Consider the following 13,265-nt stretch of genomic DNA (forward strand, 5'->3'; position numbering starts at 1 on the left):
CAGTGCTGCACCGTCAGGGTATTTTATTATTTGTTACGACTAGCTATATACTCATCCTGCAACATATACATGCGCTTAACGTCAGTGTATTGACCGTTAATGAAGATTTCCTTCACTAAATGACCTTCTTCAATAAAACCACATTCTTCATATAAATGAATCGCTTTTTCATTTTCAGTCGCAACGTGTAAATACACTTTATGTAGATTCAAAATCGTGAAGGCATAATTTAAAGCACGATTAATTAATGCACGCGCATAACCGCAACCTTGAAAATCAGGTGCAATAATAATCTGGAACTCTGCACTACGGTGAATGCTGTTGATCTCAACGAGCTCAACAAGACCAATCGATTCTTTATCATTATTTTCAGCAATAAAACGTCGCTCAGTGCTATCATGAATATGCTTACGGTAAAGCTCTTCCAGCTCATAAAATGACTCATACGGCTCTTCAAACCAGTATGACATAATGGCACGGTTATTATTTAATTGATGAATGAATCGTAAATCAGTTTGTTCTAAAGCACGTAGTCGAATTTCATTATTCATTATGGTTATCCCTTTCCTAAAAATCACTATTCTAGAAGAATCTATTGGTGAACTTGTTGTGTTCTAGAAAATATCACTAAAACGTAAAAATAAAAGATGTAAAATGTAAATTATTACTACTATATGCTAAAAATACAATTACCCGCTTATTTTGCACTCTAACAGTTCGATAAAACGTCGCACTTTCGCTGATAAATGTTTTCGACTTGGATAAACAACATACACATTTACTAATGTACGATCATATTCAGGCAATAACGCCACTAACTCTCCGTTTTCTACTTCTGATTCAATATAAAACTTGGGTATATGGCAAATTCCTACCCCGCATACAGCCATAGCAACCATCATCGGCACACTGTTACATCGTAACTTTTGTTGAACATCAACATTAAACGGTTTGTCATCGACCGCTGTATATTGCCATTGGTTTGATTTTTTAAGATTGCTATAACATAAACATTGATGATGGATCAATTCCGATGGATGTTTTGGCACACCGTATTTTTGAAGATAACTTGGCGCAGCGACGGTGCATATCGGACTGCTAAAAAGACGTTTACAAATAATACTTGATTCAGTTAATGCAACTGATGCACGAATAGCAAGATCATAACCATCAGCAACAACATCAACCGTTTTATCATTTAAATCAATATCTAATTGCATATCAGGATACAAGGCTAAGTAGTCACTAAAAATCTGCTGTAAATATGTTGTCCCTAACCATACCGGACAACTTATTTTAAGCGTGCCTCTTGGATTTAAGTTGTCTTGTGAAATAAGCCCTAATGCTTGCTCTGCATCTATAATTAATTGTGTACATTCTTGGTAATAGGCTTCCCCTTCAGGAGTCAATGCCAGTGAGCGTGTCGTACGATTGAGTAACCGTACACCCAAGCGTGCTTCTAATTTATTAATTTCTTTACTAATGTGTGAATTTGAATACCCAAGCACTTCAGCAGCAGCACTAAAACCACCACTTTTAACAACTTGAGCAAAAATAATGATGCCATCAAACAATTTATTATTAGTCATATGGAAATAGTTAAAATACTTTTGGTCTATTAATTAATTTAGACTATCAATATATACTGGAACAACACCAACAAGGTATCGTTATTAACCAATCAATATAGCGAATCAAAGATTATAATGAGGGATTAAACATGAAATTACTTACTTTTGCAGCTAGCAGTAGTCGCCAATCAATTAATAAGCATCTTGCAGTATATGCAGCATCATTAGTTACGAATGCTGAAATTGATTTATTAGATATTAATGATTTTGAAATGCCACTTTATAGTATTGATCGTGAAACTGAATCAGGTATTCCATCATTAGCGCAAGACTTTTTGGATCGTATAGCTCAAGCTGATGCAATAATCATCTCTTTTGCAGAACACAATGGTTCATATACTGCCGCCTATAAAAACCTATTTGATTGGGCATCACGTATTAATGCTAAAGTGTACCAAAATAAACCAATGGTGTTACTAGCCACATCATCAGGTCCTGGCGGCGCAAACACAGTATTAACCACTGCCGTTACTTCTGCACCGTATTTTGCTGGTGAAGTAAAAGCCTCACTATCAATACCAAGTTTTTATGATAATTTTGACTTTGTTACCGCTAAAATAACCAATGAAGAACTTGATACAGCATTTATAGCTACAGTTAATAGCTTAACTGAAAATAAACAGCTATAAATAAAAAATAGATCTTAGTTCCAAACTAAATAATAACATGATGCTGTAGCGGTATTGATTACATAAAAACTCCGTTGAGATCACTATTAATAATAAATCTATTAGTATAATTCTGAGCAGACTAATGATAGTTGTTGTGAATTAACTGAGATTACGGATGAAATTAATTAAAAGTCTTGCTGCTATTGCTATTACTTCAGCACTATTAGGCGGGTGTAATAGTCATAATACGAATAGCGTTAAACCCGTGGCAAAGGATGTCACGATCGCTACCTTTAACCTGTCATTTGATCGCACTAGCTTTAAGCAACTCGTTGATGAAATGCAAACCTCTCCAGTTGAGCAACAAGCATTAGTCACAGGCTTTAATGACAATACTCTTACTCCAGAACAAAAACAAAAAGCCCTTAAAATTATTCAAATCCGTAACGTTGCTGCGATTATTCAAACCAAACGCCCTAATATAATTTTATTGGCTGAGTTTAATAATGACGGTAGTGGTGAAAATACTGCTGCACTAACAGGTTTCCAAGATAATTATCTCTCTATTGGTCAAAGTCCAAATAGTATTGATGGTGGTGATACGTTAGAACCAATCAAATACCCATTCTTTGAGAGCTATGCAACCAATACGGGTTTAATGAGTGGCTTTGATCTTAATAACGATGGAAATGTAAATTCAGGGCCTAACGATGCATGGGGATTTGGTCTATATCACGGCCAATACGGATTTTCTCTGATGTCACAATATAAAATCGACAAAGCTAATACCCGTACCTTCCAAAACTTTAAATGGAAAGATCTTCCTTCAGCAGAAATGCCAAAAATCACCAATTGCAATGATACTGAAAATAAAATACCTGATGGTATGGCATGTGGTGATGATTGGTACACCAATACTGAATGGAATCATCTACGCTTATCATCAAAAAACCACGTCGATGCACCAATTATTATTCCAACTGCTAATGGCGAGCAGACCATTCATATTTTGATGTCACATCCAACACCACCAGTATTTGATACGGTGACTCAAAAAAATAAAATGCAAAACCGCGATGAGATTCAATTTTGGAATAATTACATTACCCACGGCGACTTTATTTACGATGATAACGGTACAACCGGTGGCCTTGCAGAAAATGAAAAGTTTGTGATTGTTGGTGATTTAAATGCTGATCCTTATGCTGGTGACGGTTACCGCCAAACGATTGAAAGCTTGTTAAACCATCATCGTGTCAACCAAACAGCGACGGATGGTGAACTAACTCCTCGTAGTTTAGGGGCTGAAACTTGCTTTAGTGATGGTGAATGTCATCAAGATAACCCTTATCCAAATCGTTTAACCAGTAACTTTGGTTTACAAGTCGACCATGCGATTCCATCCAATAATCTTAGTATCACTGATTCAGGTGTATATTGGCCTGCACATGATGAACAAGGTCGATTACTTGTTAACGATACGCGCATTGGCAAAAAAGGCGCAGGAAAAGACATATCTTCAGATCACCGTATGGTATGGATAAAAGCAGCCTTATAAGCCTGTTGGTATCTACCTTTATGTAAATTAAGGCACTTAGGTAAACAACTAAGTGCCTTTTAATTCAAACAAACTTGTAATTAAAACAAACTTGGCTGAGGACTATGATCTGCACTTAGTGTCTCGATTAAAGTCACACCTTCAAAATGGACAATCCATGCCATATTGCTACGGGGAAATTCTTTTGCAATGGCTTTTTTGAGTTGCTTCAATAAGCCCACACTATCAAAAGTGAGTGTTTTATTATCGAAACCAAATTGCTTAAAGATAAAATAATCAACATCTTGCTTTAAGACCACAATACCGCGATCTTTTTTAAATGTTCTGGCTTCTATCGCCTCACCTGCCACCATATCAGTCAACGCTCTCTGAAAAGTATGATGCAATTGAGAAATATGAACTTTAGCCATGACGTACTCAACTTTACTTATAATATTAAAGATAATAATGCATCATAGAATGTTGTTATCGCTCGCCTCTATTCAATTATAATTAACGTTAGTGTAAATAAGTCTTAAATGTTCATTATTTCAATTATCATCAAACAGTTATCGGTTAGTATTACTGTTGTTAACATGAATCGACATCGATATAATTTGCATCTTTACCTTATTAAAAAGAGTTATTTATAATGTCACGCTTTAGCCAATTTTTTCATGCCTACTGGAAGTTAATCAGCTTACTCATACTCATTCTTATTACTGTTTTATCTTTAACACCGCAAGCTGAGTTACCTGTTGTTGCAGGCACAGATAAAACCCATCATTTCATTGCTTACGCTGCATTAATTTTTGCTGTTGCGTTTGTTAAACCTAAGCAATGGTTAATGATTACTGTTTTTTTCTTTTGCTGGAGTGGCGCTATTGAATTAATTCAACCTTACGTTAATCGTTATGGTGAATGGCTCGATCTGGCAGCCAATACGGGTGGATTAATCTCTGGCTTTATTGTGGCTAGAGCGATGGCTTATATTTGTCGAGCTACGTATTAATCCGTTAATTTCATCATTATTCATTCGATTCCCTGACCAATTGTTGACAAAAAAATGGTTATTTAGGTTTATTTTGTCTATATATAAATGACACTGTTTGTGACTCAGACAAGCAATATCGGCTGATAATTCAGCATATATTGAGTGAATAACACAATTAGAGCTAAATATAAGATTACTATTTTCAATGCTATTATTGTTCACATTTCAAACAGAAGAATAAAAATCACATTTAATCATATAGTTATAATTGGTATGTTATTTGACTGTAATAAAAAATCTGAGAGACATGAAATTCATTAACTTGAATTACATATAAAATGCGAGCAATATCCAAAAATTATACCTAACCGGAATTTGATGGTTCTATGTGCATCGTCATAATAAAAATGACTTAACGAAATGGATACTCAGTAGCATAGAAATCGCTAATTTGTTAATTCAATGTTCTTACAATCAACAACAAAACAAATAAAGCATTACTCAAAAGTAATGTGGGGAAAAAAAATGAATGCTGAAGATAAGCAGTTTGCTGTAATTGGCCTTGGCCGATTTGGTATGTCGTTATGTGAAGAGCTTAGCGAACGTGGAGCACAAGTATTAGCCATTGACATCAATGAAATATGTGTTCGTCAAGCAGCAGATATTGCCACGCAAGCTGTTGTCGCTGATTGTTCAAACGAAGCTACCATTGCCGAACTAAAACTTGATGATTATGATTTAGTGATGGTTGCTATCGGTGACGATATCAATGCAAATATATTAACGACACTATTACTAAAAGATGCTGGTGTTAAAACTGTCTGGGTCAAAGCCAAAGATACCCCACATTGTAAAATCCTTTCAAAAATTGGCGCTGATAAAATCATAAGACCAGAACGTGATATGGGCATTCGTATTGCTCGCAACATGTTAGATAAACGTGTGTTTGAGTTTTCAGAGCTTGGCAGTGGCATTTCTTTAGCTGAAGTTGTCGTAACAGCACGTAATATGGGTAAACCTCTTTCACAACACCCTTGTGCAAACAGTGATGAAACCCAAGTGCTAGCACTTAAACGTGGCCCTGAAGTACGTAAAGCTCCTGATATGGACATGGAAATGCAAGTTGGTGATATTCTAATTATTACTGGTCCTGAAGATGTATTATCAGAAACATTAAGAAAGTTATGAGTTTTATCCCTAATCGGGCAATGTATGTCCCAATAAAAACAGACAAGCGCAATAAACGTTGGTCTGAACCCAAAATCATTATCTTTAGTTTTTTGGCGATTTTGATCCCTGGTGCCATTTTATTAACCTTACCGGTATTTTCTGTATCCGGTTTAAGTTTTGTTGATGCGCTTTTTACGGCAACGTCTGCGATTAGTGTTACAGGACTTGGAGTTGTTGATACTGGCACCCACTTTACTACCAGTGGTAAAGTATTATTAATGATCTTAATGCAGATTGGTGGCCTTGGACAAATGACCTTATCTGCTGTTTTGTTATATATGTTTGGTCTACGCGTTAGTCTACGCCAACAATCGCTAACAAAAGAGCAACTCGGGCAAGAAAAATTCACCAATATACGTTTACTGGTTAAACACATCATTATTTTCGTTATTGTCTGTGAATTGATTGGTACATTTTTTCTATCATTGCGTTGGGTACCAATGATGGGATGGGATAAAGGCCTATTTACGGCTATTTTCCACTCAATATCTGCGTTTAATAATGCTGGGTTTTCACTCTTCTCTGATAACCTAACTCAATATGTAGATGATCCTTTAGTGATTATTACTATTGCTATGCTCTTTATTTTAGGGGGTTTAGGCTTTACGGTTATTTCAGATTTACAACGTAATTCACATCGTGGTTTTCATTTTTTATCACTACATTCAAAAATAATGATTATTGCGACACCAATATTATTACTTGTCGGTACAGTAATGATTTGGTTGCTTGAACACGATAATATGCAAACATTAGGTAGCTTAAACACTTCTGGTCAATGGCTTGCAGCATTTTTTCAATCAGCAACAGTACGTACTGCAGGCTTTAACAGTGTCAATATTGGTGCTTTTACAGAGCCTGGTTTACTAGTTCTGATGCTTTTAATGCTAATTGGTGCAGGTTCAACATCAACCGGTGGTGGTATTAAAGTATCGACCTTTGTTGTTGCAATTTTAGCAACATGGTCGTTTTTAAAGCAGCGAGATCGTGTCGTTTTATTTAAACGTACCATATCAAATCAAACAGTAACTAAATCATTGGCAATTATTGTAGTTAGTGGAATTGTTCTGTTGATAGCGATGTTTGCTTTAATGCTAACGGAAAAAGCGCCATTCTATGAAGTCATGTTTGAGACCATTTCAGCCTTTGCAACGGTAGGTGTAACAGCTGGTTTAAGTGCAACCCTTTCTGAACCAGGTAAATACATTATCATTGTGGTTATGATTATTGGTCGTCTTGGACCATTAACATTAGCATATATGTTGGCACGTCCAAAACCAACATTGCTTAGTTATCCTGAAGATAATGTTGCTGCTGGCTAATAGTTAGACTAGTTATAATTAATAAAAAAGCGTGTTTCTGGTTATTTCTTTCTCTTGAAAGTATATAAGAAACACGCTTTTTTATATTAATCTCGAGGAAGCTCAGATGATAAATGGTCATCAAATCCTACTGCAACGAGATGTTGATATGCTTGCCACACAGGTTGAGGGATAACTTGTTCAGTCGAAAAACCTAAAACCGGATAATGACGAATACGCTGTAAGTCTCCCACCATCACATTAATAGCATCACCATAGCTAATAACATCATTAGCAAAATCATCAAACTCAATCGGCGGAGATGTTACTAAAGCCGTTTTCGTTGACCATAATTTTTCAAATGTTGCCAGTGTTCGACGCTCCATAAAGGGCTTTTGTACTAAAATAAATCGATGTGGATCAAGCTGCTTATCTTTTAACAACTCTCGCGTTTTTATAATATTATCACCCGTATTGGTCGCTTGTGATTCAATATAAATACAGTTGTCAGGAACGCCCATTTCACGTGCTATATTCGCAAAATGTTCGGCTTCTGTGCATGGAAATAGACCTTGGGTAATTTCTCCTACATTGCCAGAAAAAACAATATAAGGCGCATATCCTTGTAAAAAAAGCTGAGCTGCATACTCGGCAACTCTTACATCATTACTACAAAGTACAAATAAACAATCACTTTTCACCAATGATTGATGTAACAAATGATAATCCCAAACAGTTTTAGCTGAACGATAAATGTTTGACGGCATAAGCAATCCTTTGGTTATCTCAAATTCTTATTTCAATAATGATAACGATAAATTGTATATTGATAATATCAAAAATATCATTCTCATTATTAGTAGTGTTTTGATTTTATTCGTTACCTCACGCTACCATGAGCACCATCAATATACTACAGCTGAATAATACCAAAACCAATTAACCCGCTGTTACTTAAAAATGATCAAAAAAAATGGAATAAGTCTGCACTTATTCCATTCTTTTAAGCAATACTTATAATGGTCGTATTGATTAACGCTGCCACCATTCAGGCATAATCGAAATACTTGTACCATGTTGATCACTTAGCCAAGCTTGCTCGCTTTCAATCGTTAATTGTAACTGCATTGATCGCTCAACTAGCTGCTCCAAGCTCTTTAATTCCTCATCACGGATAAAGACTACTGATACATTTTTTAGAGCACTGATCTTAGACTTATTTGCTTGCCACCATACAGGAGCGGCATGATCACCATAAGCATAAACAATCACTTTCTTAGCGCGATGTGATGCTTTACGAATACGTTTCTCATCAGGTAAACCTAACTCAACCCATAATTCAATTTCATCGACTAAGTTTTTAGTCCATAAATCAGGTTCTTCAGCAGAACTTACGCCTTTAGTAAATTGTAAGTCTGTATCCGCATTTAATCCCCATGCAAGCACTCGCAGCATAAAGCGCTGTAATGTTTCTGATGGGTGACAAGCAACAGTATGCTGACTATCAAGATAAACATGGCGATCCATGTCTGCTACGTTAATATTTACTTTGTATATAGTGGCACTGATCGCCATGGAAAAACCTTCATGATTATAATCATTTTTAAATAACAATGTTCGCAGACCATACATTAGCTATGGCACACAAACACAAAAATACTGCTGACGTTTTAATCACTAAACAGCATATATAAAGAAGTATTCTGCTGAATCAAATCTTCTTTTTGCGCTTTGTTTAAACGTTTTTTAATTCGATACTCAAACTGCATTGCATCGCGTTTAGATTTTACCTGTTGCGACCACATTAACGTTAAAGGACCTTTACCTTTAAGATATTTAGCCCCTTTCTTACTATGTTGATGTTCTTCAAAACGACGGTCAACATCTGTGGTAACACCACAATAAAGTGTCCCTTGTCGAGTACGTATAAGATAAACAAACCAAGGTATGGTAGCCATAATAACAAGCCGTAAAACAAACAGGCTCAACATTATAATGTTGAGCTATATAAACGATAACGCTGCACAAATACAGGCAGAGTAATCTACCAGTATTCGTAAATAATAGAAACTATTCTGTCAATGATTCTAACATTGCTTGTAATTCAGTCAGTTGTAACTTTAATAGCTCAACATCTTGCTCTAACGCAATGATTCGCTCTTCATTAATTGTACTACTCGCAGTGGCAGACTTAACAGGAACATAATTATCAACATCGATCTCACCGCTCAGTAAATGCATATAACGGCAATCACGTTTACCTGATTCTTTTGGCAATTTAACAACATAAGGCCCTTTTTCGTCTGAGACTAATTGTTCAAGTATTGATTCTGCTTCTTGCGTATCAGCAAAATCACACAAACGATTAGTACGTGTACGAATTTCACCTGCACTTTGTGGCCCACGTAATAGCAACACAATAATAGCGGCTAATTGTTGTTTATTAAATTGCAATGAGCCAAATTCAGTATTGCAAAAACGGTGTTGGAACTTAGAAACACGACTACCAAAACTTGATACATCGCGCACCATTCGCTTTTCTTTCAGCTCTTCTAACGTATCAAGTACCGTTGCTTCATCAAGTACCATAACAGGCTCACGACTTGATTTTTGATTACATGCTGTCGTTAACGCATTGAGCGTTAAAGGGTATTGATCTGGAGTTGTAATTTCTTTTTCAAGTAAACAACCAATCACTCGAGCCTGGTGTTCTGTTAATTGCATATCCATGATCATCCTATTCATTATTACCAAATAGCTTTAAAGTAAAAATACAGTATTAATATTCATCACTCACAAAGACATTACTACAATACACTGTCAAAATACTCTTAGAAGACTAGCACATTTAGCTTTCGCAGCAAGCAGTTAGCTCATCAAATGCAATAATCTTGACCAAAGACAAGTGAATATTAGTTTTCATTATGGCTGATTAAGGAATATGGATATTCTGCTGTTACAAATTGATCACGACCATTATCTTTAGCTTGGTATAATAAAGCATCAACCGCTTGATATAAATTCTCAACCAATTCAAGTCCTGTTGGCACCCATGAAATTGCACCTTGGCTCACTGTCAACTGATTGCTAATTAACGAATTCTCATGTGGAATGGCAAGCTTAAAGATCTCATCTTTAAGACGTTGGCACTCTTTAATTGCCTGTTTTTCATCACAATTACAAATTAATACAATAAACTCTTCACCACCATAGCGACCACAAACCTCCCCCGCGCGATTAAATATTTTGTTCAAACTTGTAGACAATAGTTTAAGACAATTATCTCCTTCAATATGCCCTTGGAAATCATTGAATAATTTAAAGAAATCGACATCTAGTAGGATAATTGTTAGCGGTAAATTGTTGCGTCCATGTAAGGCAATAAACTCTTTTAACTTTTGATCAAGATAACGTCGATTAGCAAGCTTCGTCAGTGGATCTTCATTTGCTTGTTCTAACAATAACTTATTTATTTTCTGTAACTGTATCGTCGTATGTTCTAACCGTTGCCTCACAACAGCAATTCGACTCATTGCTTGAATTTTTGCGGCTAAAATAATCGCATTAACCGGCTTTACCAAATAATCATCGCCGCCAACATCAATAGCTTTTGCGATAATATGAGGATCATCAAGACCGCTTAAAAATATCACAGGTACCCACTCTTGATATTGATGTCGAATTGTGTGAACTAATTCAATACCATTTTGTTCAGGCATTTCAATATCAATAAGTAACAAGTCGGGATTAAACTCTGAGTAATATCTCAATAGTTCTGCTCCTGATGATACTGACTTAACAATATGACCAAGATTAGTTAAACATGCCGTTAAATATAACCGCTCACTAGCGACATCATCAGCAATTAAAATCCGCATCACTCCCATATGAGATCCTTATACGATAGCAAGCATACAATATAAAACACATTGCATTGTTCGTGCCATATATTATGGATATAAAAAAATCCCTTAACAGCGTGATTACACCATGACTATTTACTAAAATAAATTTTATTATCACTTTGATAATCATATATTGACATTTATCAGTAGGAATATAGGATTCCTCCTCTCAAAACACAATGCGTTAGGAAAAACTATGTCTGAAATTAATAACAACGAAGAGCAAATCATCGAAGAGACAGTATTCACACTAGATGACTGTTCTCCAGAACTTCGCCAAGTAGTCAAATTTGAAGAAGTGCCAGCAGAGTTGATTGATATGCTTGTGAACGTTTATAAGGTATCAGAGCCTACTTCACGTGAAGCATGGAATACATTACCAGCCAGCGCACAAAATGTTTTGGATAATTTTGAGCAATTTCACTCTCTTGTTGCACTAAGCCAAAGTTACTCTGGTGTAGACTTCCTTGGTGAAATGCAAGATACCAAATTCCCAGAAGATATGAGTGCTGAAGAACAAGCTGAATACAAAGCATCAATGCTTGATAAAGTACTGGTTAACTGTGTTAAAGATATGTGTAAGCAATTAAAGAAAGCTCGTCGCAACCCGCCAATGAAACGCGAGTTTACTGAAATTTTTCAAAAATAATTACGATTACAGCTATAAATAATATTTAAAGAAAGGGCATTAATGCTCTTTCTTTTATTTTAACAAGCATTCTCCTCCTCTGTTGGTCATAATTAAATCGAACAAATGTAAAAATCACGTCAATTTACATGATTCTTTGATAAAAAATCATACTCACCACATGAAAAGTGTTTAAATAGCATATTTTATTATTGTTATTGCTGATTAATAATATACTTATTAGCTAATTGTTTATTATTACTATATGAATATTAATTTGGCATATTGTATTTTATGGTAATTATTAATATTATCTCAACAATTAGATATAGCTTTAACACCTATAAGTCATTTTATAACTCTTTCATGATAGAATTGACAAACTAAAAATTAATATGTGAGGTTTATAAATGACAAATATTGAGCAAATAAAATTTAGAACAAAAGTATGCTTCATTGCAAGCCAAGGCGTACTAAAAACATCTGAATCTACGCTCAAGTTAAATTTGTCAGAACAATATATTCTTAGCTACCTTATCGAGAACCATAGTACTCCCGTCACTAAAGATGAGTTACTCAAGATCGGCTGGCCTGATCGTATTGTTACTGAAGCCTCACTGTTTCAGGTTATTCGTGCGTTACGTGTAAAACTCAATGAGCAAAATAAAGGCGATGTTATTGAAACATTACCTCGTGTCGGCTATCAAATTCGTGAATTTACGCGAGAAGAAGTTGATCTAAGCGAACAAAAAACACATTCTATTATTAGTAAAATTAATAAAAAGACCGTTGCTTCTGTCACTATTTTAGCAGTGGCATTATTAGGTAGTGGTGCATGGTATATGTCACCAGCTCAAACAGAACCAACACACTTTTTAACTGAAAATGAAAAAATCGGCTCTAATAATATCACGTTCATCACCAAAAATTTAGAACAACAAGTTGATTTAAGAAATAAAATTCAAGCTATTTTTTTCACAGCAAGTAAACAAGCATGGAAAAATAACAACAACAGATCATAAAATCTTTTTTTATAAATCTGATGACTTTTATTCTATTGCTTGGTGTAAAGTAAAGCCAGAAACTAATCAATGTATACCGATGACTGATTTTAGTTATAAAATTGCGCCCGATGAATGGACTCAATTCACTCATCTGATTGTTGATAATAAAAAACTATTTCATGAAGATATTAGTATCGCTTCTGATGCTATCCACGAACCATTATCAGTTGTCTACCGCTCATACATTGGTGATTATGGTGTAACATATAAAGTATCAAATTTATATATCTCACCAACAGATAAAAGTAATGTTTTCGATTATTCAAAAGTTAGTTTTATCGCCGATAGAAAGACGGGACGCTATCAGCCTTATCACTATCAGCAGAATCGTTAACAATAATTAAAAAGGATGCTCAATTTATTG

16 protein-coding genes are annotated in these 13,265 nt (G+C 35.2%); 8 read left to right on the forward strand and 8 right to left on the reverse strand.

The window, feature by feature from the left end:
- Positions 1-26: 26 nt before the first annotated feature.
- Together speG and BTN98_RS15205 are read right to left on the reverse strand one after the other, a co-directional pair.
- Positions 27-551 (reverse strand): spermidine N1-acetyltransferase, encoded by a 525-nt coding sequence (gene speG / locus BTN98_RS15200; RefSeq protein WP_060999366.1) that lies wholly within the window; start codon positions 549-551, stop codon positions 27-29.
- A 138-nt stretch (positions 552-689) separates the two neighbouring features.
- Complete coding sequence (locus BTN98_RS15205; RefSeq protein ID WP_060999368.1) at positions 690-1,589, reverse strand: LysR family transcriptional regulator; 900 nt, start codon at positions 1,587-1,589, stop codon at positions 690-692.
- 131 nt (positions 1,590-1,720) lie between these two features.
- Between BTN98_RS15205 and BTN98_RS15210 the strand changes: the two genes are divergently transcribed.
- Positions 1,721-2,260, forward strand: coding sequence for an NADPH-dependent FMN reductase (locus tag BTN98_RS15210; protein ID WP_060999369.1), 540 nt, complete (start codon positions 1,721-1,723; stop codon positions 2,258-2,260).
- A 157-nt stretch (positions 2,261-2,417) separates the two neighbouring features.
- The gene (locus BTN98_RS15215; RefSeq protein ID WP_060999371.1) at positions 2,418-3,800 is read left to right on the forward strand and encodes an endonuclease/exonuclease/phosphatase family protein; all 1,383 of its coding nucleotides are present in this window, start codon (positions 2,418-2,420) and stop codon (positions 3,798-3,800) included.
- A gap of 80 nt (positions 3,801-3,880) precedes the next feature.
- Here BTN98_RS15215 and BTN98_RS15220 read toward each other — a convergent pair whose 3' ends face one another.
- A complete protein-coding gene (locus BTN98_RS15220) occupies positions 3,881-4,210 on the reverse strand; it encodes a hypothetical protein (protein ID WP_060999373.1) in 330 nt (109 codons plus the stop codon).
- 221 nt (positions 4,211-4,431) lie between these two features.
- On the opposite strand from BTN98_RS15220, the gene BTN98_RS15225 reads away from it, so the two are divergent.
- From BTN98_RS15225 to BTN98_RS15235, 3 genes are all read left to right on the forward strand, one after another.
- A complete protein-coding gene (locus BTN98_RS15225; RefSeq protein WP_060999374.1) occupies positions 4,432-4,791 on the forward strand; it encodes a VanZ family protein in 360 nt (119 codons plus the stop codon).
- 507 nt (positions 4,792-5,298) lie between these two features.
- A complete protein-coding gene (locus BTN98_RS15230) occupies positions 5,299-5,961 on the forward strand; it encodes a potassium channel family protein (RefSeq protein WP_060999376.1) in 663 nt (220 codons plus the stop codon).
- Positions 5,958-7,325, forward strand: a complete 1,368-nt coding sequence (locus BTN98_RS15235) for a TrkH family potassium uptake protein (protein WP_060999378.1) — start codon at positions 5,958-5,960, stop codon at positions 7,323-7,325. Before BTN98_RS15230 ends, BTN98_RS15235 begins: the two co-directional genes overlap by 4 nt.
- An 86-nt stretch (positions 7,326-7,411) precedes the next feature.
- Here the strand turns inward: BTN98_RS15235 and BTN98_RS15240 are convergent, their stop codons facing one another.
- From BTN98_RS15240 to BTN98_RS15260, 5 genes are all read right to left on the reverse strand, one after another.
- Positions 7,412-8,071: a YdcF family protein gene (locus BTN98_RS15240; protein ID WP_060999380.1), complete on the reverse strand. Its 660-nt coding sequence runs from the start codon at positions 8,069-8,071 to the stop codon at positions 7,412-7,414.
- A 265-nt stretch (positions 8,072-8,336) separates the two neighbouring features.
- Positions 8,337-8,879: a YaeQ family protein gene (locus tag BTN98_RS15245; protein ID WP_060999382.1), complete on the reverse strand. Its 543-nt coding sequence runs from the start codon at positions 8,877-8,879 to the stop codon at positions 8,337-8,339.
- A 95-nt stretch (positions 8,880-8,974) separates the two neighbouring features.
- Positions 8,975-9,262: a GIY-YIG nuclease family protein gene (locus tag BTN98_RS15250; RefSeq protein WP_060999442.1), complete on the reverse strand. Its 288-nt coding sequence runs from the start codon at positions 9,260-9,262 to the stop codon at positions 8,975-8,977.
- A gap of 112 nt (positions 9,263-9,374) precedes the next feature.
- The gene (locus BTN98_RS15255; RefSeq protein WP_060999383.1) at positions 9,375-10,034 is read right to left on the reverse strand and encodes a YceH family protein; all 660 of its coding nucleotides are present in this window, start codon (positions 10,032-10,034) and stop codon (positions 9,375-9,377) included.
- 182 nt (positions 10,035-10,216) lie between these two features.
- On the reverse strand, positions 10,217-11,191 hold the full coding sequence (locus BTN98_RS15260) for a GGDEF domain-containing response regulator (protein WP_060999386.1): 975 nt from the start codon (positions 11,189-11,191) through the stop codon (positions 10,217-10,219).
- Between the two features lie 214 nt (positions 11,192-11,405).
- Here BTN98_RS15260 and BTN98_RS15265 point away from each other — a divergent pair, with 214 nt between their 5' ends.
- The 3 genes from BTN98_RS15265 (at position 11,406) to BTN98_RS15275 (ending at position 13,235) form a co-directional block, all read left to right on the forward strand.
- Positions 11,406-11,858, forward strand: a complete 453-nt coding sequence (locus BTN98_RS15265) for a DUF3069 domain-containing protein (RefSeq protein ID WP_060999387.1) — start codon at positions 11,406-11,408, stop codon at positions 11,856-11,858.
- 389 nt (positions 11,859-12,247) lie between these two features.
- A complete protein-coding gene (locus tag BTN98_RS15270; protein ID WP_105030030.1) occupies positions 12,248-12,859 on the forward strand; it encodes a winged helix-turn-helix domain-containing protein in 612 nt (203 codons plus the stop codon).
- 79 nt (positions 12,860-12,938) lie between these two features.
- Entirely contained in the window at positions 12,939-13,235 is a 297-nt protein-coding gene (locus BTN98_RS15275; protein WP_105030031.1) for a hypothetical protein, read from the forward strand.
- Positions 13,236-13,265 lie beyond the last annotated feature (30 nt).

It is taken from the genome of Photobacterium aquimaris, assembly GCF_002954455.1.
In the GTDB taxonomy this organism is placed as follows: Bacteria; Pseudomonadota; Gammaproteobacteria; order Enterobacterales; family Vibrionaceae; genus Photobacterium; species Photobacterium aquimaris.

Coding starts and splice junctions, on each gene's coding strand:
- BTN98_RS15230 (WP_060999376.1), top strand. CDS start 5,299: ATGAATGCTGAAGATAAGCAGTTTGCTGTAATTGGCCTTGGCCGATTT.
- BTN98_RS15225 (WP_060999374.1), top strand. CDS start 4,432: ATGTCACGCTTTAGCCAATTTTTTCATGCCTACTGGAAGTTAATCAGC.
- BTN98_RS15215 (WP_060999371.1), top strand. CDS start 2,418: ATGAAATTAATTAAAAGTCTTGCTGCTATTGCTATTACTTCAGCACTA.
- BTN98_RS15205 (WP_060999368.1), bottom strand. CDS start 1,589: ATGACTAATAATAAATTGTTTGATGGCATCATTATTTTTGCTCAAGTT.
- BTN98_RS15255 (WP_060999383.1), bottom strand. CDS start 10,034: ATGGATATGCAATTAACAGAACACCAGGCTCGAGTGATTGGTTGTTTA.
- BTN98_RS15270 (WP_105030030.1), top strand. CDS start 12,248: ATGACAAATATTGAGCAAATAAAATTTAGAACAAAAGTATGCTTCATT.
- BTN98_RS15235 (WP_060999378.1), top strand. CDS start 5,958: ATGAGTTTTATCCCTAATCGGGCAATGTATGTCCCAATAAAAACAGAC.
- BTN98_RS15265 (WP_060999387.1), top strand. CDS start 11,406: ATGTCTGAAATTAATAACAACGAAGAGCAAATCATCGAAGAGACAGTA.
- BTN98_RS15240 (WP_060999380.1), bottom strand. CDS start 8,071: ATGCCGTCAAACATTTATCGTTCAGCTAAAACTGTTTGGGATTATCAT.
- BTN98_RS15250 (WP_060999442.1), bottom strand. CDS start 9,262: ATGGCTACCATACCTTGGTTTGTTTATCTTATACGTACTCGACAAGGG.
- BTN98_RS15245 (WP_060999382.1), bottom strand. CDS start 8,879: ATGGCGATCAGTGCCACTATATACAAAGTAAATATTAACGTAGCAGAC.
- BTN98_RS15275 (WP_105030031.1), top strand. CDS start 12,939: ATGACTGATTTTAGTTATAAAATTGCGCCCGATGAATGGACTCAATTC.
- BTN98_RS15260 (WP_060999386.1), bottom strand. CDS start 11,191: ATGGGAGTGATGCGGATTTTAATTGCTGATGATGTCGCTAGTGAGCGG.
- speG (WP_060999366.1), bottom strand. CDS start 551: ATGAATAATGAAATTCGACTACGTGCTTTAGAACAAACTGATTTACGA.
- BTN98_RS15210 (WP_060999369.1), top strand. CDS start 1,721: ATGAAATTACTTACTTTTGCAGCTAGCAGTAGTCGCCAATCAATTAAT.
- BTN98_RS15220 (WP_060999373.1), bottom strand. CDS start 4,210: ATGGCTAAAGTTCATATTTCTCAATTGCATCATACTTTTCAGAGAGCG.